The organism is Pseudomonas sp. RA_5y_Pfl1_P24, from assembly GCF_963970945.1.
In the GTDB taxonomy this organism is placed as follows: domain Bacteria; phylum Pseudomonadota; class Gammaproteobacteria; order Pseudomonadales; family Pseudomonadaceae; genus Aquipseudomonas; species Aquipseudomonas tritici.
On record NZ_CAXAOJ010000010.1, the window covers coordinates 1 to 19,421 of the forward strand.

19 protein-coding genes and 3 pseudogenes are annotated in these 19,421 nt (G+C 60.9%); 10 read left to right on the forward strand and 12 right to left on the reverse strand.

Annotated features, from left to right (window positions below; genetic code table 11):
* Positions 1-1,203: pseudogene (locus tag AACY30_RS18095) on the reverse strand (type IV secretion protein Rhs); the annotation flags it as partial.
* Between the two features lie 98 nt (positions 1,204-1,301).
* Positions 1,302-1,535: pseudogene (locus AACY30_RS18100) on the reverse strand (hypothetical protein); the annotation flags it as partial.
* Positions 1,536-1,540: 5 nt separating this feature from the next.
* Here AACY30_RS18100 and AACY30_RS18105 point away from each other — a divergent pair.
* The 4 genes and pseudogenes from AACY30_RS18105 to AACY30_RS18120 form a co-directional block, all read left to right on the forward strand.
* Positions 1,541-1,927: pseudogene (locus AACY30_RS18105) on the forward strand (LysR substrate-binding domain-containing protein); the annotation flags it as partial.
* Positions 1,928-2,019: 92 nt separating this feature from the next.
* Entirely contained in the window at positions 2,020-2,538 is a 519-nt protein-coding gene (locus AACY30_RS18110; protein WP_339470044.1) for a sigma-70 family RNA polymerase sigma factor, read from the forward strand.
* Positions 2,535-3,437, forward strand: coding sequence for a FecR domain-containing protein (locus tag AACY30_RS18115; protein ID WP_339540861.1), 903 nt, complete (start codon positions 2,535-2,537; stop codon positions 3,435-3,437). The genes AACY30_RS18110 and AACY30_RS18115 overlap by 4 nt, the downstream gene beginning before the upstream one ends.
* A 285-nt stretch (positions 3,438-3,722) precedes the next feature.
* Positions 3,723-3,938 (forward strand): TOBE domain-containing protein, encoded by a 216-nt coding sequence (locus AACY30_RS18120; RefSeq protein ID WP_339418922.1) that lies wholly within the window; start codon positions 3,723-3,725, stop codon positions 3,936-3,938.
* Positions 3,939-4,036: 98 nt separating this feature from the next.
* On the opposite strand, the gene AACY30_RS18125 is transcribed toward AACY30_RS18120, so the two are convergent.
* Genes AACY30_RS18125 through AACY30_RS18140 form a run of 4 tightly spaced genes read right to left on the reverse strand, consistent with a single transcriptional unit; the run spans position 4,037 to position 6,748 of the window.
* On the reverse strand, positions 4,037-5,188 hold the full coding sequence (locus AACY30_RS18125) for a MalY/PatB family protein (RefSeq protein ID WP_339540862.1): 1,152 nt from the start codon (positions 5,186-5,188) through the stop codon (positions 4,037-4,039).
* Between the two features lie 60 nt (positions 5,189-5,248).
* Positions 5,249-5,842 (reverse strand): FMN-dependent NADH-azoreductase, encoded by a 594-nt coding sequence (locus AACY30_RS18130; protein ID WP_339540863.1) that lies wholly within the window; start codon positions 5,840-5,842, stop codon positions 5,249-5,251.
* Positions 5,839-6,279 (reverse strand): GNAT family N-acetyltransferase, encoded by a 441-nt coding sequence (locus AACY30_RS18135; RefSeq protein ID WP_339540864.1) that lies wholly within the window; start codon positions 6,277-6,279, stop codon positions 5,839-5,841. Before AACY30_RS18135 ends, AACY30_RS18130 begins: the two co-directional genes overlap by 4 nt.
* The gene (locus AACY30_RS18140) at positions 6,272-6,748 is read right to left on the reverse strand and encodes a carboxymuconolactone decarboxylase family protein (RefSeq protein WP_339540865.1); all 477 of its coding nucleotides are present in this window, start codon (positions 6,746-6,748) and stop codon (positions 6,272-6,274) included. The genes AACY30_RS18135 and AACY30_RS18140 overlap by 8 nt, the downstream gene beginning before the upstream one ends.
* 130 nt (positions 6,749-6,878) lie before the next feature.
* On the opposite strand from AACY30_RS18140, the gene pdxR reads away from it, so the two are divergent.
* A complete protein-coding gene (gene pdxR, locus AACY30_RS18145; RefSeq protein ID WP_339540866.1) occupies positions 6,879-8,258 on the forward strand; it encodes a MocR-like pyridoxine biosynthesis transcription factor PdxR in 1,380 nt (459 codons plus the stop codon).
* Between the two features lie 122 nt (positions 8,259-8,380).
* Positions 8,381-10,105, forward strand: a complete 1,725-nt coding sequence (gene ggt / locus AACY30_RS18150; RefSeq protein ID WP_339470039.1) for a gamma-glutamyltransferase — start codon at positions 8,381-8,383, stop codon at positions 10,103-10,105.
* A gap of 30 nt (positions 10,106-10,135) precedes the next feature.
* Here the strand turns inward: ggt and AACY30_RS18155 are convergent, their stop codons facing one another.
* The 3 genes from AACY30_RS18155 to AACY30_RS18165 all read right to left on the reverse strand — a co-directional run bounded on the left by AACY30_RS18155 (position 10,136) and on the right by AACY30_RS18165 (position 12,952).
* Positions 10,136-10,657 carry an AAA family ATPase gene (locus AACY30_RS18155; protein WP_339540956.1) on the reverse strand — a complete coding sequence of 174 codons (522 nt, stop codon included), beginning with the start codon at positions 10,655-10,657 and terminating at the stop codon, positions 10,136-10,138.
* Complete coding sequence (pnuC, locus tag AACY30_RS18160) at positions 10,654-11,217, reverse strand: nicotinamide riboside transporter PnuC (RefSeq protein ID WP_339418932.1); 564 nt, start codon at positions 11,215-11,217, stop codon at positions 10,654-10,656. The genes AACY30_RS18155 and pnuC overlap by 4 nt, the downstream gene beginning before the upstream one ends.
* A 100-nt stretch (positions 11,218-11,317) precedes the next feature.
* On the reverse strand, positions 11,318-12,952 hold the full coding sequence (locus AACY30_RS18165) for a methyl-accepting chemotaxis protein (protein WP_339540867.1): 1,635 nt from the start codon (positions 12,950-12,952) through the stop codon (positions 11,318-11,320).
* 220 nt (positions 12,953-13,172) lie between these two features.
* Between AACY30_RS18165 and AACY30_RS18170 the strand changes: the two genes are divergently transcribed.
* Both AACY30_RS18170 and AACY30_RS18175 read left to right on the forward strand, forming a co-directional pair.
* On the forward strand, positions 13,173-14,003 hold the full coding sequence (locus AACY30_RS18170) for an undecaprenyl-diphosphate phosphatase (RefSeq protein WP_049708511.1): 831 nt from the start codon (positions 13,173-13,175) through the stop codon (positions 14,001-14,003).
* On the forward strand, positions 14,000-14,383 hold the full coding sequence (locus AACY30_RS18175) for a DUF1294 domain-containing protein (protein ID WP_065909282.1): 384 nt from the start codon (positions 14,000-14,002) through the stop codon (positions 14,381-14,383). The genes AACY30_RS18170 and AACY30_RS18175 overlap by 4 nt, the downstream gene beginning before the upstream one ends.
* Positions 14,384-14,891: 508 nt before the next feature.
* Here the strand turns inward: AACY30_RS18175 and AACY30_RS18180 are convergent.
* A complete protein-coding gene (locus tag AACY30_RS18180; RefSeq protein ID WP_339418935.1) occupies positions 14,892-15,248 on the reverse strand; it encodes an MmcQ/YjbR family DNA-binding protein in 357 nt (118 codons plus the stop codon).
* Positions 15,245-16,153: a LysR substrate-binding domain-containing protein gene (locus AACY30_RS18185; RefSeq protein ID WP_339470033.1), complete on the reverse strand. Its 909-nt coding sequence runs from the start codon at positions 16,151-16,153 to the stop codon at positions 15,245-15,247. Before AACY30_RS18185 ends, AACY30_RS18180 begins: the two co-directional genes overlap by 4 nt.
* Before the next feature lie 124 nt (positions 16,154-16,277).
* Between AACY30_RS18185 and AACY30_RS18190 the strand changes: the two genes are divergently transcribed.
* Positions 16,278-16,889 carry an FMN-dependent NADH-azoreductase gene (locus tag AACY30_RS18190; RefSeq protein WP_339457247.1) on the forward strand — a complete coding sequence of 204 codons (612 nt, stop codon included), beginning with the start codon at positions 16,278-16,280 and terminating at the stop codon, positions 16,887-16,889.
* Between the two features lie 241 nt (positions 16,890-17,130).
* A complete protein-coding gene (locus AACY30_RS18195; RefSeq protein WP_339540868.1) occupies positions 17,131-18,168 on the forward strand; it encodes an alpha/beta hydrolase family protein in 1,038 nt (345 codons plus the stop codon).
* Here the strand turns inward: AACY30_RS18195 and AACY30_RS18200 are convergent.
* Entirely contained in the window at positions 18,162-19,337 is a 1,176-nt protein-coding gene (locus tag AACY30_RS18200; RefSeq protein ID WP_339540869.1) for an MFS transporter, read from the reverse strand. The genes AACY30_RS18195 and AACY30_RS18200 overlap by 7 nt on opposite strands.
* Between the last annotated feature and the right edge of the window lie 84 nt (positions 19,338-19,421).

Consider the following 19,421-nt stretch of genomic DNA (forward strand, 5'->3'; position numbering starts at 1 on the left):
AGGCTCCAGCCGCACCAACACCGTCCGCTGTTCCAGCTTGTCCCTAACCATCGTCACCGGATTGGAAACCACCTGATCCCCAACCTTCAGCGGCACATCCGGAATCACCCTGATCGGCGTCGCCGGGGCCCCCAGCAGAATCGGTTTAACCGCTTCGATATGCGGCTCCAACCGAGGCCCCACCAGTTGATCCGCCAACATCTCAAGCAACTTGCGCGCTCTACCAGACTTGATTTGACTCAGCACCTGCACACCCAGGCGCACGGCCACACCCATGGCGCCCGCGACCCTCAACAGCAGCAGATTGATCAACACTTCGCCGGTGATTTCCCCCATCACCTCGTTCATCTCTGGTGGCGGCAACATCCGTACCCAGCTGGAGATCGCCGCCAGATAGATGAACAACAGCGGTTCATCACTGAGTACGAGCAAACCCTTGGCAATCGATTCACTGCCCAGTTTCAGCAGCTCATCAAGCTCGGCCTCAGAGACGTATTGAAGCAACTTTTCGCTGTTAGGCTTGATGTCTGCCAGTAGGTCGTACAGCTGTGTGATGTTGTGCCACAGGCTGTAAAGCGCCTTGCCCATCCCATGTAGAAATGCCTTCTCCAGCATCCTGCGCTGATCAAGCGGGTTAGCGTCTGTGTAGTCCTTCCACTGGGCTTGGAAGGTGCTTTTCCACTCGTTGCGCAGGCGAACGTCCAATGCATCAATCACCGCCTGATAAGACGCATACAGCGCCCTGACGTGATCTTTGGAAACGTTGGGATAGAAGCTGACCCGGTACTGCTGGTTGCGATCACACTCGTTGATTTCGAGAATGCCGCTTGGGCCAATCGTTTTGTGGAGCGGTTCGCCCAGTGGGCCGCCGTTGGGATCGACGCGTTGCAGCATCACCGGCGTGTTGCCGATGGGCACGAATTGCGTGCTTTGAAACATGTGCACCAGGGTTAACGTGCCGTTGGCCTGGCAGGTGGCGGTGGTGGTACTGGGATAAAGAGAACGGTTGATCGGCGCGACCAACGCCACCTCATCCCCAACCTTGAACACCTGCTCGATATCCAGCGCGGAAAAGCTCCAGACGCTCGACGCCCAGTCATCAAACGTGTTCAGGCATTCACGGAAATCGCGAAAGACGGCCTCGACATCGACCGTCTTCACATCCATTGGCGTCAGGGCCAGCCTGCCAATGGCCGGGTTCAAGAAACAGCTCCAACAACAGACAAGTCCATCTGCAATCCCTCGCACTGTGTATTCAGGCGAGGGACTTTGCGGACCTTTTCAGGGGAGGGGAGTAGAGCTTATCCGGCAGTTATGTGGGAAGTTTCGACAGTTTTCGTCTTCTCTCGCCCCAGCACCAAACTGCACAGCGCGGGCAAAAACAACAGCGTCAACACCATCCCCACCAACACTCCGCCGATCAGCCCAAAGGCCAGGGATGACCAGAACACCGACAACGTCAGCGGAATAAACGCCAACGCCGCCGCCAGTGCGGTCAGGATCACCGGCCTGGCGCGGCGCACCGTCGGTGCGACCTGCTGCGGGCCATCCCCTGGCTCAGCGCGAACACGTGCCCTTGGAGGAATTGGTGCGCGACTGGCCGTGGATCCTGCAACCGCAAACCAGCCCGGCGCGTATCGGCTTCGACCAGGCGCTGCAGGACCTGGCGCTGCCGAGCCCAGCGGACATCATCGAATGCAGCTCGGTGTACTCCATGCAGCAGTTGATCCAGCTGACCGACGCGGTGATGGTGCTGTCAGAAAGCGCGCTGCGTGATTACCTGAAGATGGGTTTGGTGGTGGCGTTGCCGGTAGCCCTGGAGGTGCGGCTGGCGCCGTTTGGCATGTTATTGCGCAAAGGCGAGGGGGTGAGCCGGGAATTGGGGTGGTTTATCGACTTGCTGCGGCAGAAGGCCGCCATGCTTTAAACGCATTGTTGAAAAGGGCATGGTGTGTCAGTGCGATATTAAATAGAATGAATCTCATTTGAGACTCACTCGCGCCGCGCAGGTCGCTAGCCATGAATGATGCTGTTGTACCGACCCACGCCCCCGAACTGACCTTGTCGAGCCTGTACCGTGACCACCGCAGTTGGCTCGAAAGCTGGCTGCGCCGGCGCCTGGGCAATACCTGGGATGCCGCGGACCTGAGCCAGGATACGTTTTTGCGGGTGCTCGCCAGCGCCCAGCCGATTGCGCAGATGCAGGAGCCGCGGGCGTACCTGGTGACCGTTGGCAAGCGCCTGCTGGTGAATTTTCATCAGCGGCGCAGCCTTGAACTGGCTTATCTGACTGCCTTGGCGAACCTGCCGGAAGAATGCGTGCCGTCCCCCGAGCAGCGCTGGTTGGTGTTGGAGACGCTGCAAGCCTTGGATGAATTGCTCGACGGCTTGCCGGTGCTGGTCCGCCGCGCCTTCCTCTGGAGCCAACTGGAAGGCCTGGGCTACCGCGAGATCGCCGAGCGTCTCGACGTGTCCGAGCGCACGGTAAAACGCTACATGGCCCAAGCCTACGAGCACTGCCTGCTGGTGGACCTGTGAGCCGTGACGTCGCCCGCGCCGCCGCCCAGTGGTTGGCGTTGCTCGAATCCGGCGCGGCCACCGAGCGTGATCACGCCGCGTTGCAGCATTGGCGTGAAAGCCATCCTCAACACGAACAGACCTGGCAGAAAGCCCAAACCCTGCGCCAGCGTTTCAGCGACCTGCCCCAGGCCCTGGCGATGGCCAGCCTTGACCGCCCGCAACCGGGGCGGCGCGCTGTGCTCAAGCGTGCCTTGGGGGTCGCGGTATTGGTGCCGACTGCCTGGCTGGTCAGCCGTCAATTGCCCATCGAGGCATGGCGCGCCGACCTGCATACCGCCACCGGTGAGCGCAAACGCCTGCCATTGGCCGACGGCGTCAGCTTGCAACTCAATACCGCGACGGCAGTGGACCTGGCGCAGCGCCGCATCACCTTGGTGGACGGTGAGTTGGCGCTGAATGTACCTGGCGCGGCGGCGATGACCGTGCACACCCGATACGGCGAGGTGAGGGTCAGTCAGGCCGAAGTGTGTGTGCGGCAACTGGCCGCTGGCTGTCGGGTGTCGGTGCTCAAGGGCTTGGTTCACGTGCGCGACCTGAACGGGCAAGTGACGACCTTGCAGGCGGGCCAGCAAGCCCCCCTGAACGCCAGCGGGCTGGCCGCCTGGGCGCCGTTTGATGTGTCGCAGTTGGGCTGGCGCGAGGGGGTGTTGACGGCGCAGAACCAGCCGTTGGGGGATTTTCTGCGGGAGCTGGAGCGCTATCGCCCAGGGGTGTTGCGCTGGGATTCACGCCTGGAGCGTATGCGGGTGACAGGCAGTTTTCGCTTGGACGACACCGACCGAATCCTCAACCTGTTGGCCTCAACGCTGGGGTTCGAGGTGCAGGCGCGGACGCGGTATTGGGTCACACTGAGTTAAGTGTGGGAGCCGTTTCAATTCAAATCACATGGGCGCGTTGCAGCTCGCTCAAGCACAGCAGCCTTCAGCTGCGCCAGCACCGGACCACGCCGATTCGCTGGCGCTCGGCAGCTGCTACGGAGGTTGGCAAATTCTTGAAGCGCTGTTGGCAGGGCAACAGCTCGCATATGCCTTAGTGATATAAATAAATAGTTATATATTCTTTTTGATTTGGTCTGCGATGGCGCATTTTGAGGGCCTGCGCATACGTGCGGATTGACCCAACAGCCAAAAAGGAAAGCCGACATGACTATTAAAGCGATCAACGTGCGCAACCAGTTCAAGGGCGTGATCAAGGACATTCTGCTGGGGGACGTGGTGTCGGAAATCGACGTGCAAACGGCGTCCGGTATCGTCACTTCGGTGATCACTACCCGTTCGGTACGTGATCTGGAGTTGAAAGTGGGCAGTGAAGTGATTGCCTTTGTGAAGTCCACCGAAGTGTCCATCGCCAAGCTGTGACGATCCCGTGTCGACGCCGGCTGGCGGGGGGCCTGAGATCAAGATCAAAAGCAGAGCAGAGCAAAAGCTGAGCCCATTACGGCTCAGCTTAGGGTGAGTCAAGCCTGGCGTTGGCGCAGTGCCCGTTCCATACGTTGCAAACCCTCTTCCAGCATCGACCGTGGGCAGCCGAAGTTCAGGCGCACGAATTGCTGGCTGTCGTCACCGAACTCGATCCCCGCGCTCAAGCCCACCTTGGCCTGTTCCAGGAAGAACTGTTGCGGGTCATCCAAGCCAAGCGCGCTGCAATCCAGCCAGGCCAAGTAGGTGCCTTGCGGTGCATGCATCACCACACCGGGCAGGCGGGTTTGCACGGCCTTGAGCAGGTAGTCACGGTTGGCTTGCAGGTACTGCACCAGCGCGTCGAGCCAGTCGCCGCATTGGCTGTAGGCCGCACGAGTGGCTTCCAGCCCGAGGGGGCTGACGCTGTCGACCATGCCGCAACGGGCCGCGTTGAAGCGCTCGCGGATTTCGGCGTTCTGGACCACCGCAAAGCAGGTCTTCAAACCCGCCACGTTATAGGCCTTGCTGGCCGACATCAGGGTGATGGTGCGCTGGGCGATCTCATCGCTGAGGCTGGCGGTGGGGATATGGCGGCGGCCGTCAAAGCACAGCTCGGCGTGGATTTCATCGGAGATGATCAGCGCGCCGTTTGCCAGGCAGGCGCTGGACACGGCGAGCAGTTCTTCGCGCGGGAAGACTTTGCCAATGGGGTTGTGCGGGTTGCTCAGCAGCAGTGCACCCGCGCCGGCCAGCGCATCGTGCAAGGCTGGCAGTGGCGTGAAGTATTCACCGTCGATCAGCTCGAAGGGGACTTCGATGCGCGGCAGGTTCCAGTGTCCTGGGGCCAGGCGGATTGGCCGATAGTTCGGGGTTTGCAGCACCACCGGCTGGCCCGGCTGGACAAACGCGTGCAGCGCCATGTTGAAACCCGGTTCGACGCCGGGCAGGAACAGCAGCTCATCCGGTTGTACGCGCCAAGCGTATTTGGCCCACAGGTCGGCGACGATCGCCTCGCGCACATCCGGGCCGGCGACGCTGTAGCCGAGGACCTGCTGGTCGAGGCGTGCATGCAGCGCCTGCAGCACGGCGGGGGGCGCGGCGATGTCCATGTCGGCGATCCACATCGGCAAAACGTCCTGCGGGTAGCGGCTCCACTTGGTGCTGCCGGTGCCGAGGCGGGGGTGGATCGTGTCGAAATCAAAGCTCATGGGGGGGCTCGTATCAGGGAGTCAGGCGCAAGAATGGCGCTGATTCTAGCGCCATTATTTTTATAGGCCAGAGCTGATTGCCACCGACAGTCGCTGATGAGCCTGCTCCAGCGCGCGGTTGACCGCTTCTGCGCCGCGCACCATGGCCGGTAGATACACGAAATCGACTGACTGAATGCCCACGGTAGACAGGATCGCGGTCATGTACGGCGTGAAAAAGTCCGGCTCATGGCCCTTGCGGGCGTTACCGGAACTGACCAGCACAAAGGTGCGTCGGTCCTTCAGCAAGCCGACTTTTTCAAACTGCTCATTCACCGTAAAGCTGCGTTGGATGCGCACCACTTGGTCGATCCAGGCCTTGAGCGCCGCCGGCACGGTGAAGTTATGCACCGGCGTGCAGAGGATCAGCAGGCCGCAGGCTTCGAGTTCCACTATCAACTGTTCCGACAGCCCCGTCGCGCTGGCGCTGAGTCCGCCCGGCGTGGTCAGCGCGTTAGCGTATTCACGGGTCAAGGGCGGCAGTGCCTGGCTGCCATAATCGCGTTCGGTCACCTGCGCGTCCGGCATCAGGTCGCGTAACAGTGCGCGGGCCAGTTTGAAGGTCTGCGCGGCTTTGCCGTGGGGGCTGAAACTGAGGAGCAGGGCGTGAGTCATTGGCTCAAATCCTGGGAAAAGTGCATGCCCAGGGGCAGCAGGCACTGGCGGAAATAGAAGCGCTGGGCCATGGCCATGTGCATGCCGGTGTCCAGCACCAGCCAGCGATAGCCACGCGCGCGGGTTTCTTGACGCACGCGATCCAGCAGGCGTTCACCCAGCCGGCGACGCTGCAATGCGGCGTCTATCACCAGGTCATCCACGTATATAAAGCGGCCATACAGGGTGTTTTCGGTCAACCGGTAGCCGGCCAGGCCAATCACCTGGCCGTTTTCGCGTGCGGCCAGCAGGCGATAGCCGTTTTGCCGTTGGCGCTGGATTTGCGCGGCAAAGGCCGTGGCGTCGGTGAGGTGCGGGCGCAGCTGTTGCATCACTGCGAAGCAGGCGATGAAATCGGCCTGGGTTTCCATCTGTACGCATTCGACGTGTTCATTCATGGCCTTGGTTCTCAACGTGCGCCTTTATCGCTGCTGGCACTTTGCGGAAGCTGATCGCAACGCGGTTAAGCGCGTTCATCAACGAAATGGCCAGGGTCAGGTCGGCGATTTCCTTCTCACTGAATGCCGCCGCGACCTCTGTGTAATCTGCATCCGGCACTTGGGTTTGCGCCACGGGGGTGACCACTTCGGCCCAGGCCAGCGCGGCACGTTCACGCGGGGTAAAGAGCGGGAGCCCCTCGCGCCAGGCAGCCAGCAGCATGATTTTTTCCAGGCTCACGCCCTGTTTGAGCAAGTCGCGGGAGTGGCTGTCCAAGCAATAGGCGCAGCCATTGAGTTGCGAGACCCGCAGGTACACTAAGTCGATCAGTTCTTTCTCCAGGCCGCAGCCATGGATGTAGCTGTGCACCGTGCCCAGGGCTTTGTAGCCGACAGGGGCGGCCTGGGCGTAATCGAGGCGGTGTTTCATGGGCATTCCTTTGTTCGGTCAGGGATGCGCCATTGTCGTGGGGGTGAACGGGGGCCGACAGGGGCATGATTGGACAAGTGGGTTGGGACATGATCAGACTTCGGCCTGTCTTTGCGTCGAGCCACTTGCGATGTCGTCACTACCCAAATACCAGGAAATCTACCGGCGCTTTCGCCAGGCCATCGACCAGGGCCAATTGCGCCCCGGTGAGCGCGTGCCGTCGGTGCGGGCGCTGGCACAGGAGCTCAAGGTGGCGCGCGGTACGGTGGAGGCGGCGTATCAGCTATTGGTCAGCGAGGGCTTCTTTGAGGCGCGCGGGCAAGCGGGAACGGTGATCGCCGAGGCGTTGCCGCCGAAGTCGGTGAAGCCAATGCCGGCCTCGTTGCCAGGCACTTCAGGTCCACGTCCGCTGCAGATGGGCTTGCCTGCTTTGGATGCGTTCCCGCGCAAGCTGTGGGCGCGGTTGGTCACCCAGCAAGTGCGCCGCACCGACGCCGACAGCTTGGCGATGGGCGACGTACGTGGCACCCAGGCGCTGCGTGTGGCGATCGCCAGCTACCTGGCGTTGTATCGGGGCGTGGAGTGCTCGCCGCAGCAGGTATTTGTGTGTGCCGGGTATGCGGGGTGCCTGACGTTGGTGTGCGACACCCTGGCGATGGCGGGGCAACGCTGTTGGTTTGAAGACCCTGGGTATTTGCATGCGCGGCAATTGTTGATGCATCACGGTGTGGAGCTGGTGCCGGTGCCGGTGGATCGCGATGGCCTGGATGTCGAGCAAGGCATTGCGCGCGAGCGCGAGGCACGATTGGCGATTGTTACCCCGGCGCATCAGAGCCCGTTGGGTGTGGCGTTGAGCCCGGCGCGTCGGCAGGCGTTGCTGGAGTGGGCGCGGGCGCAAGGCAGTTGGGTGGTAGAGGATGACTACGACAGTGAGTTTCGCTATCGCGGCCAGCCGCTGGCAGCGCTCAAGAGCCAGGATGTGGATGACCGGGTGATCTATGCCGGGAGCTTCAGCAAAATGCTGTTCCCGGGGTTGCGGTTGGGGTATCTGGTGGTGCCCGTGTCGTTGGTCGAGGTGTTTGAACGGGGTGCTCATGCGTTGCAGCAGCGCAGCGCGCAGTTGTTGCAGCTGACGGCGGCGGATTTTCTGGAGCAGGGGCATTTCACCCGGCATCTGAAGAAAATGCGGCAGTTGTATGCGCAGCGTCGGGGGTATTGGGCGGCGGCGTTGCGGGTGCATTGCGCGGCGTTTTTGCGGGTAGATGAGCAGGCGGGCGGGATTAACCTCTTGGCTCGGTTGGTGGTGGATGTACCGGATCGGGTTGTGGCTGAGGCGGCTGATCGTGCAGGGTTGGCAGTTCAAGCGTTGTCATCGTGGACGCTCGAGGTGGGGTGGGGGCAGGGGTTGATGATGGGATTTACCAATGTTGCGACGGCTCAGCAAGCGAAAGACTTGGCGCTGGTTCTGCGCAGCATTCTCGCCGAACGTACCGGCCTGAGCGAGCGATAGAACATGGGCTTTTTCAAGCCCGTTCTGTGACCGACAGGTTCTGTAATAAAAACGCCATTGCGCTGGGGATTAAATCCGCAACGGGCTATTTTGGTGCATCTCAATAACCAGAGTAGCCATGGATGAAATACCAACCCTTCAGCCGTACCTTGATTGCCACCGCCCTGGTGTTGACGGTCAGTGGTGTGCAAGCCGCCTCCCAGGCCCCGGTGGCCGGTGAAAATGGCATGGTGGTCACGGCCCAGCATTTGGCAACACATGTGGGCGTGGATGTGCTCAAGGCCGGCGGCAACGCGGTCGATGCGGCCGTCGCCGTGGGCTATGCGCTGGCCGTGGTATACCCGGCGGCGGGTAACCTGGGCGGTGGCGGTTTCATGACCGTGCAACTGGCTGACGGGCGCAAGACCTTCCTCGATTTCCGCGAAAAAGCGCCGCTGGCGGCCACCGCCAATATGTACCTGGACAAAGACGGCAACGTCGTCGAAGGCCTCAGCGCCAAGGGCCATCTGGCTGTGGGCGTACCTGGCACTGTCTCGGGCATGGAGCTGGCCCTGAGCAAATACGGCACCCTCAAGCGTGCCCAGGTCATCGCCCCGGCGATCAAACTGGCGGAAAACGGCTTCGCCCTGGAGCAGGGTGATATCGACCTGCTGCATACCGCTACCGGCGAGTTTGAAAAAGACAAGGACATGCGCGCAATCTTCCTGCATAACGGCCAACCGCTGCAGGTGGGTCAGAAACTGGTGCAGAAAGACCTGGCCAAGACCCTCAAGGAAATCTCGGCCAAGGGCAGTGACGGTTTCTATAAAGGTTGGGTTGCCAAGGCCCTGGTGGATTCCAGCCAGGCTGGCAAAGGCATAATCACCCAGGCAGACCTCGACAACTACAAAACCCGCGAGCTGGCGCCCATCGAGTGCGACTACCGTGGCTACCACGTCGTTTCGGCACCGCCGCCGAGCTCCGGTGGCGTGGTGATTTGCCAGATCATGAACATCCTCGAAGGCTTCCCGATGGCCGACCTTGGCTATCACTCGGCCCAAGGCCTGCATTACCAGATCGAGGCCATGCGCCACGCCTATGTGGACCGTAACAGCTACCTCGGTGATCCGGACTTCGTAAAGAACCCGATCGAGCACCTGCTGGACAAAAACTACGCGACGAAACTGCGTGACGCGATCGATCCGCAAAAGGCCGGTGATTCCCAGGCGATCAAGCCGGGTGTATCGCCCCATGAAGGCAATAACACCACCCACTACTCCATCGTCGACAAGTGGGGCAACGCGGTGTCGGTTACCTACACCCTCAACGACTGGTTCGGTGCAGGCGTGATGGCGAGCAAGACCGGGGTGATCCTCAACGATGAAATGGACGACTTCACCGTCAAGGTCGGTGTGCCGAACATGTACGGGCTGGTCCAAGGTGAAGCCAACGCCATTGCACCGGGCAAGGCCCCGCTGTCGTCGATGAGCCCGACCATCGTGACCAAGGATGGCAAGACGGTGATGGTAGTGGGTACGCCAGGTGGCAGCCGCATCATCACAGCGACCTTGCTGACGATCCTGAATGTGATCGACTACAAGATGAATATCCAGGAAGCCGTGGACGCACCGCGTTTCCACCAGCAGTGGATGCCTGAGATGACTAACCTGGAGACCTTCGCGGTCAGCCCGGACACCCAGAAGATCCTTGAAAGCTGGGGCCACACGTTTGCAGGCCCGCAGGACGCCAACCACTTGGCGGCGATCCTCGTGGGTGCTCCATCCCTGGGTGGCAAACCGGTGGGGAATAACCGCTTCTATGGCGCGAATGACCCGCGTCGCAACACCGGGCTTTCCTTGGGCTACTAACCACGCCTGCAGTGAGCGGGCTTGCCTCGCTCACAGCAATAATTCTTCTACGGCCTTGAAGGCCGCGACTTGGCGCTCCTCCCAATTCCCTCTGATCACTACGACTGCCTGCTGATGCTGCTGCATCCACGCCAGGCTATCCTCGAAAAACGCCTGCCGATCCGCCAGTTCCGGTTGGCAGCGTTGGCCGTCGGCGGTCCATTCCACATCATCCGGCGAGAGCAGCAGGTGCAGGTCGTAGTGCCGCGCCAGCAGTTCGCTGTCCAGCCACGCTGGGTAGTCGCCGAACAGGGTCTGGCTCCAGAGTCTGTTGGTCAGCAAATGCGTGTCGAGGATCAGCCACTCAGGCTGTTCGGCGCGGGCAGCGTCCTCCCAGGCCAGTTGGCCGCGGGCAATGGCCGGGATATCGGCCAAGGTGGTATCACGTCGATGATGGTCTATGAAATGGCGCACATATTCACCGACCATCAGCCCGCCGAAGTGCGCTTGCAGTTCAGCCGCCAGCCAGCTCTTGCCGCTGGATTCGGGACCCGCCAATACCACCACTTTCATGCGTGCAACGCCGGGTCGGCGCGCCATTCACGCCAGCCTTGCACGGCGATCACAGTGAACAGCGCGTACAGCGCGGCGGTCAGGTACAGGCCTTTGTAGAGGAAGAGCCCGACGAAGATCACGTCCACCACAATCCACAACGCCCAGCACTGCACACGCTTCTGCGCCATCCACATTTGCGCCACGAGGCTGAAACCGGTGAGCGCGGCGTCGAGCCAGGGTTGGGCGGCGTCGGTCCAGTGGGCCATGGCGGCACCGAGCAGCAGGCTGCCGACTGCGCCCACCGTGAGGCTGGCCATGATTGCCAGCCCACCAAGGCGGGTGACCTGGCGCCCTTGCTTGATCTGGCCGGCGCGGGTCCACTGCCACCACCCGTAGACTTGCAGCGCGGCGTAAACCACCTGCAGCAGCATGTCGGAATAGAGTTTCACATCGTAGAACACCCAGGTGTAAAGCAGCACCATGACCAGCCCGATCGGCCAGCACCAAGGATTTTGCTTGACCGTCAGCCACACGGCGATCACCCCCAGGGCAGCGGCGAACAGTTCAAGCCCGGACATGGTGGTTCCTTGGGAGAGTGGGAGAGGGCGGGGATTGTAACGAAAGAAGATTGGCGTAGGAATTGGCTTGTATGAGCGGGCAAGCCCGCTCACTACGGGACTAGACTTTGAACTGGCGCAAGAGTCCGTCGAGCTGATCGCTCAGGCTGCGCAAGTGCACACTTGCTACGCTCGACTGTTCCGCCGCCAACGCCGTGCTGTGGGACAAACCGGCGGCCTGGGTGACGTTCTGGTTGATGTCTTCCACCACATGCGCCTGCTGCAGCGTGGCGCTGGCAATCGACGCATTCAGGCCGTTGAGGTTGTGCAGGGCCTGGCCGATGGCGGTCAGGCTGGCGCCGGCCTGGCCGGCTTGCTCGATGGTCATTTGCGACGCGCTGTGGCTGTCGCTGATCACGTTGACCGCCGCTTCCGAGTGGCCTTGCAGGCGCTCGATCATGCCCTGGATCTCCGCCGTGGATTTTTGCGTGCGCTGAGCCAGCAGGCGTACTTCGTCGGCCACCACCGCAAAGCCGCGGCCTTGCTCGCCAGCGCGTGCCGCTTCAATCGCCGCGTTCAAGGCCAGCAGATTGGTCTGGTCGGCGATGGAACGGATGACCTCGAGCACGCTGCCGATCTGGGTACTTTCAGCGGACAGGGTACGAATCACTTCCACGGCCTGGCTGATGGTGTTGGAGAGTTGGTCGATCTGTTGCAGGCTGCCGTCGATATTGACCTGGCCTTGCTGCGCCTGGGCCTGTGCATCGCGCATTTCGCTGGCGGCGTGTTCAGCGTTCTTGGCCACGTCCTGCACGCCGTAGGTGACTTCATTGATGGCGGTGGCCACCAGTTCCATCTGCTGGGACTGTTGCTGGCTGCGGTCATGGGCCTGGGTCGCATTGTTGCCCAGGTCCTGTGAGGACTGGCCCAGCGCGTTGGCGCATACCTGCAACTGGCTCACCACCTCGCGCAACTTGGCGGTGAAGGTGTTGAAGTGATGGGCCAATTCGGTGACTTCGTCCCGGCCGTGGGTGTCGAGGGTGCGGGTGAGGTCGCTTTCGCCGCTGGCAATGTTGCCCATGGCGTTCACCGCGTCCTGCAACGGCCGCACGATGCTGCGGGCGATCAGTGAGACCAGCAACGCCATCACCAGCGCAATGCCGAGGCCGATAAACGAGGCTTTCCAGACCTGGGTGCTGAACTCGGCCTGCACATCATCCACGTACACACCGGAACCGATAATCCAGCCCCACGGCTGGAACAGTTGGATGTACGAAGTTTTCGGCACTGGTGCGTCGGCCCCAGGCTTGGGCCAGCGATAGTTGACGATGCCGGCGCCCTTGGCCTTGGCCAGGATCACGAATTCGTTGAACACGGCAAACCCGTCAGGGTCACGAATGGCCGAAAGGTTCTGGCCATCGAGCTTGGGGTTGGCCGGGTGCATGATCATCACCGGCGTCAGGTCGTTGATCCAGAAATAGTCGTCATGGTCGTAGCGCAAGCCACGCACCACGCTCATGGCCTGTTTCTGGGCGGCTTCGCGGGTCATCACGCCAGTCGTCTCAAGGCTGTGATAAAACGTCAGAATCCCGTTGGCGGTCTGGACCACGTGTTGGGTTTGGAGGCGCTTGGCCTGGTACAGATCGTCATGGATCTGCTTGAGCATCAGCAAACCCAGGGCCAACAGCATCAGCACGGCGACTATCAGGATCAGCCAGAGGCGCCGGCTGATCGACATATTGCGCAAACTGTTCATCGTCCTGTCACTCCGGGCTTTTTATAATTGTGGGCGTTGCATCGACTTTTCCGCCTTGTCTGATAGGCTTTCGGCCTGTACTCGGAAAACCTGAGTACTGTCTGATTTTTCACAAGATTTTTGCAGGTTGGGGGTTAAAGTCCAGCATCGTATCTTGTCGTCAGTGAACCATTAAAAAGATCAATGAGGCTTGCCATAGAGCAAGACCTTTGGGGGAAGCATGGATTTTTGGACCGCCATACAGGCATTGATTCTTGGCGTTGTGGAGGGGCTTACCGAGTTCCTGCCAATTTCCAGCACTGGCCACCAGATCATCGTCGCCGACTTGCTCGACTTTACCGGCGACCGTTTCAATGCATTCAACATCATCATTCAGCTGGGCGCCATCCTCGCCGTGGTGTGGGAATTCCGTGGCAAGATTTTCGAAGTGGTCAGCGGCCTGCCGACCCAGCGCAAGGCCCAGCGGTTCACCGTCAACCTTTTGATCGCCTTCTTCCCGGCCGTGGTATTGGGGGTGATTTTCGCCGACCTGATTCATCACTACCTGTTCAACCCGATCACCGTGGCCACGGCGCTGGTGGTGGGCGGCGTCATCATGCTGTGGGCCGAGCGCCGCGAGCACGAAGTGCATGCCGAAACCGTCGATGACATCACCTGGAAAGACGCGCTCAAGGTGGGCCTGGCGCAGTGCCTGGCGATGATTCCGGGCACCTCGCGGTCCGGCTCGACCATTATCGGCGGCCTGTTGTTCGGCCTGTCGCGCAAGACCGCCACCGAGTTCTCGTTCTTCCTGGCGATGCCGACCATGGTGGGTGCGGCGGTGTATTCGGGCTACAAGTACCGTGACCTGTTCCAGCCTGCGGACTTGCCGGTGTTCGCCATCGGCTTTGTGACCTCGTTCATCTTCGCGATGATTGCGGTCAAGGGCTTGCTCAAATTCATCGCCAGCCACAGCTATGCAGCGTTTGCCTGGTACCGCATTGCGTTCGGCTTGTTGATCCTGGCGACTTGGCAATTCGGCTGGATCGACTGGGCCGCGGCCAAGGCATGATGATTCAGCACCCACGCTTGAAGGCAGCGCTCTTCGTGCTGCTGTGCGCGGCGCCGCTGTTGGGTTCGGTACTGGTGTGGCAGCGCGGCGAGACCGTGATCCCGCTGGCGGCCTATGGCGTGGTCAGCGTGATCGCGTTTTTCCTGTATTGGAGCGACAAGCGCAAGGCGCGCACCGACAGTTGGCGCACGCCGGAAAATATCCTGCATGCCGTGGAGTTGGCGGGCGGTTGGCCGGGGGCGCTGATTGCCCAGCAGGTGTTCCGGCACAAGACGCGCAAGGTGTCTTATCAGGTGTTGTTTTGGGTGATTGTGTTGTTGCATCAGGTGTTTTGGCTTGACCAGATGTTTCTCGGCGGCACGTTGGTTTCAGTGCTGTAGGTTTGGGTATCTACAGCGCTTTTGGGGCTGCGCCAGACCTGTGGCGAGGGAGCTTGCTCCCGCGGCGGCTGGGCATGCGGCGACTTTTATCTGGCGAGAAACGGTTCAAATGTGGGAGTTGGCTTGCCTGCGATGGCTATGTGTCGGGCGACTAGGATCGAGTGTATATCCGTTATTTAGATAACGGCCACTTAGGGTTTCGCTCTTACAGCGACTCACTTTTGGAAAGGCCCAAAAGTAAGCAAAAGGCCTTCGCCCCACCACTCGGTGTCTCGCCTAGGCTCGACATGCCCTCACTCCGGCTTGAATCTGTGGGCCGCCGCGATGGGCCATCCTTGGCCCAGCGCGGCTAACCCGGCGTCCTGCCGGGTTACCCACGGATTCAAGCCTGCGTTCGGCCAGCGTGGTTGACGGGGCGCCTGAGATCAAGATCAAGATCAAAAGCTGAGCAGAGCAAATCAAAAGCAGAGCAACCGATAGTCACTTAGATAACTAGGGTGCTTTTGCGTCAATCACCCAGCAACAGCCCGACCTGCGTGCGTTTGGGCAACTTGCTGACCACCAACTGGTGTGAACGCTGCAACAAGCCACGCAGTTCATCAGCCCCAAGCGGGTAGGGCGTGTTCATGATGATCCACTGCGCGCGGGCCAGATACGGCGCAGGGTGGATGCCTGGGCGGTCCACATGACCGAGGAACAGTTCCTTATCGACCTTGAACGCCAGCGACTCACCGCGCAGGTTCTGCAAGGCAAACATCTTGTTGCCGGCAATCGAGAACACACGCACACCGCCCCATTTATAGTCCTCCCGCGCACCGGGCAGGCTCAGGCAGAAGCTGGCGACGTGTTCTTCGGTCATCTTCATAGCAAGCGGTCTCCACAGCCTTTGAAGCCTTCTTCCAGGTAGTCGATCCAGGCCCGTATCGCCGGCAGCACGCCGCGCCGATGCGGGTAAACCGCTTGCAGCCAGCCGCCCGGCAATGACCATTGAGGCAACAATTGCACCAATCGGCCGTTGGCCAACTCTTCTTCGCAATACATCATCGGTAACACGGTAAAACCCACGGCCATGATGGCGCTGGCTTTACGCACAATGAAATCTTCGATGCCCAGGCGGGCTTCCATCACCAGTTCGTGAGGGGTGCCCTGTGGGTCGAGGATACGTTGATGCACCATGCGGTCTGCCTCCAATGCACCGAGGATGGGCAGTTGCCTGAGGTCGTCGAGGCTGTTGACTCGACGCTCGCGCACGAGTTCGGGGCTGGCGACCAGCACGGTCTGGGCCTGGCGCAGGCGTTTGGTCACCAGTAGCGGGTCTTCATCACCGAGTTCACGCACGCGCAACGCCACGTCGATACCTTCAGCCACCAGGTCGACACGGCGATTGACCAGGGTCATTTCCAACTGCACCTGGGGGTGGGCAGCGAGAAAGCCCGCGACCAGCTCCGGCAGAATGTGCTGCGCCATGCCCACCGGGCAACTGACCCGCAGCCGACCACGGGGTTCGCTGGACATCCTGGCCACGGCCTCATCGGCCATTTCCGCTTCCAGCAGCATGGCCTGGCAGTGGCGCAGGTAGCGCTCGCCGACGGCGGTGAGGGTCAATTGGCGGGTGGTGCGTTGCAGCAGGCGCGCGCCCAGGCGTTCTTCCAGCTCAGCGATGCGCCGCGACAGCCGCGACTTGGGAACCCCCAGCAATCGCCCGGCCGCCGCGAAGCCACCGGCTTCCACGACTTTGGCGAAATAGTAGAGGTCGTTGAGGTCTTGCATGGTCAGCCTATTGTCCTGTGAGTGGGACGAACTATCGCATTTAAGCCGTCTTATCGGCTATTGGTTTCATGTGTAGCATCACCACCATCTGATCGCCCTTGACGATCCTAACCGGAGATCTCACATGAAACTTTTGCATATCGATTCCAGCATTCTCGGCGACAACTCGGCATCCCGTCAGCTCAGCGCGGGTGTGGTCAAGGCCTGGCAAGCGGCGGAGCCGGGTGTGGAAGTGACTTACCGCGACCTGGCCAGCGAAGCTATCAACCACTTCTCCGGCGCGACCCTGGGCGCCCTGGGCACTGCCGCTGAACAGCGAGATGCCGCGCAAAAGCACGAGGCCGACCTGAGCGCATCGTCGCTGGCTGAATTCCTCGCCGCCGATGCCTTGGTGATTGGTGCGCCGATGTACAACTTCACCATCCCGACTCAACTGAAAGCCTGGATCGACCGCATCGCCGTCGCCGGCCAGACTTTCCGCTACACCGAAGCCGGCCCGGAAGGCCTGTGCGGCAACAAGAAAGTCATCATCGTGTCCACGTCCGGTGGCTTGCACGCCGGGCAGGCGTCTGGCGCTGCCCATGAAGGGTATCTGAAACTGCTGTTTGGTTTCCTAGGTATCACTGACATTGAAATCGTACGGGCCGAAGGCTTGGCCTACGGCGATGACGCGCGTAGCAAATCTTTGAGCGACGCCAACGTACGCATCAACGAACAGTTGTTCGCCGCCGCGTAAAGCTTATGTAAAACAGCGCCTTTCCCCGTTTCAATCTGAAGCGGCACGTCTAAACTCTGTATTCTGATCGCCTCAAAACGACCGGACTACGGAGTTTTTTCGTTTACCCGCTGTCATTACTCTGGCCCAGGTTATGCACGCATGGGTTTATCACCCGGTGCGAGCGCCTTAAACCATGGATTTTTCAACCAGATATGCCGCGGATGTTGAACGTGGGCACACAGCAAAGGTGGCCATCCCCATGATGCGTCTTTGTGCTGTTATGGTTCTTTCCCTGCTCGGCAGCCTGGTTTCAGTGCACGCCGCCCCTGCGCCGCACCCCCATTGGAGTGTGGGTTTCCACCGCATGACTTTTCTCGACCCGCTGGACTTGCAGCCGATGAAAGCCATCGCGTTCTACCCGTCCACCGACGCTGAACACACCACGCCGTTGGGCGCCTATCACGTCGCGGCCTCCGAAGATTCCAAGATTGCCATTGGCCGATTTCCGATGTTGATGCTGTCCCACGGCAACACCGGCACACCTCTGGCCCTGCACGACCTGGCCACGTCGCTGGCGCGTAAAGGTTTTGTGGTGGTGGCGGTGCTGCATCCTGGCGACAACTACAAAGACCACAGTCGACTGGGCACGGTGAGCAACCTGTATGGCCGGCCGATTCAGATTTCTGAAGCGATCACTGCCACCCTGGGCGATCCGATGCTGTCGCCATTCGTTGACGTCGATCAGGTGGGCGTTATCGGTTACTCGGCCGGGGGTGAAACCGCGTTGATCCTGGCGGGTGCCAAGCCGGATTTCGACCGCCTGCGCCGTTACTGCCAGGAGCGCCCGGAGGATCGCGATGCTTGCACCACCAAAGGCGAATTGGTGGTGGACCGCGATGACCTGCAACCGCAATCCGACCTGCGCATTCACGCCTTGATGCTGATGGCGCCGTTGAGCCTGATGTTCGGCCGCGACACCCTGGCCGACGTGCATGTGCCGGTGCTGCTCTACAGTGGCGATGGCGACAAGTTGGTGGCCGTGGACAAGAACGCTGCCGCCCTGGCGCGCAAGCTGCCAGAGCCGCCCGACTTCAAGCTGCTGGCCGGGGCAGGGCACTTCGTGTTCATGGCGCCGTGTGACAGCGACCAATTGGCGGCGATGCCGGCGATTTGCACGGATGCTGACGGGGTCGACCGTGAAGGCATTCACCGTGACTTGATCTCTGAGGCGGGGCGTTTTTTCAGCCACACCCTCGGTCAATCCACCCGCGCCGGTATGCAAACGGCTGATCAGTAAGCGCGGCGCATGAGCAACAGGGTCACGCCCAGGGCGGTGACCGACAACAGCGCGGCGCAGAAGAAGATCCAGCCGTAGCCGAGGTTCAAGGCCACGGCGCCCATCAACGGCCCGGCGATCGCGAGGGCCAAGTCAAAAAACACCGCATACGCACTCAGCCCCGCGCCACGGCTGCTGTTGGGCACCTGTTTGATGGCTTCCACCCCCAGCGCCGGGTACACCAGTGACAAGCCAAAGCCGGTCAACCCGGCCCCAACCAACGCCACCACGGTGGATGGCGCCAGCCAGAGTAGCGTAAGGCCGAGGGTTTCGATGGTCATGCAGGCAATCGCTGCCCGAAAGCCACCAAAACGGCTGATGGCGGCAATAAACACCAGCCGTGACAGGATGAAGCACGCGCCAAATACCGTGAGGCAGTAAGCCGCGCCGACCCAACCTCTATTGAGGTAGTACAAGGTGATAAAGGTGGTGAGGGTGCCATAGCCAATCGATGCCAGGCACAGGCTGGCGCCAAACGGCGCGATACGCCCGAACACCGCCCAAAATGGCAGACGCTCGCCACGCACAACCGGCACCGACGGTTTGTTGCGGATCAGCACCAGGCCCAGTGCCGCCAACACTGACAGCGCAATGCCGAGGCTGGTGTAGCCGTATTCGGCCACCATCACGACACCCAGCGGCGCACCAAGGGCAATGGCACCGTAGGACGCGATCCCATTCCACGAAATCGACCGCGCGGTGTGTTCGGCACCGACCTGGCCCATGCACCAACTGATGGTGCCCACGCCGATCAACCCTTGGGCCACGCCCAACAACAGACGTGCAACGATCAGAATACCAAGGCTCAGCGACGGCAGGCTTTGCGCCAGCGTCGCGAAAAACGTCAGCACGCCACTCACAAGAATCCCGGCCAGCCCCAACACAATTGCACGCTTGGTGCCGACGTTATCCGACATGCGCCCGGCCATGGGGCGGCTGAGCAGGGTGGCGAGATATTGCGAGCCGATCGTGATGCCGGCCACTACAGCGCTGAACCCAAGTTGCTCGTGTACATAGCCAGGTATGACCGCAATCGGCAGGCCGATGCAGATAAAGGCGATGAAGGTGTAGAAGACGATGGAGACGATCTGCAGGGTGATCGACAGGGAGTTGGGCGTGGCGGCAGACATGGGTACTCGTTCGCTGGCGGGCGGTAGGCGCATCATGGCAAGGGCCAGGGGCAAAGGAAAGCAGACTAACTACTTAAACAACAT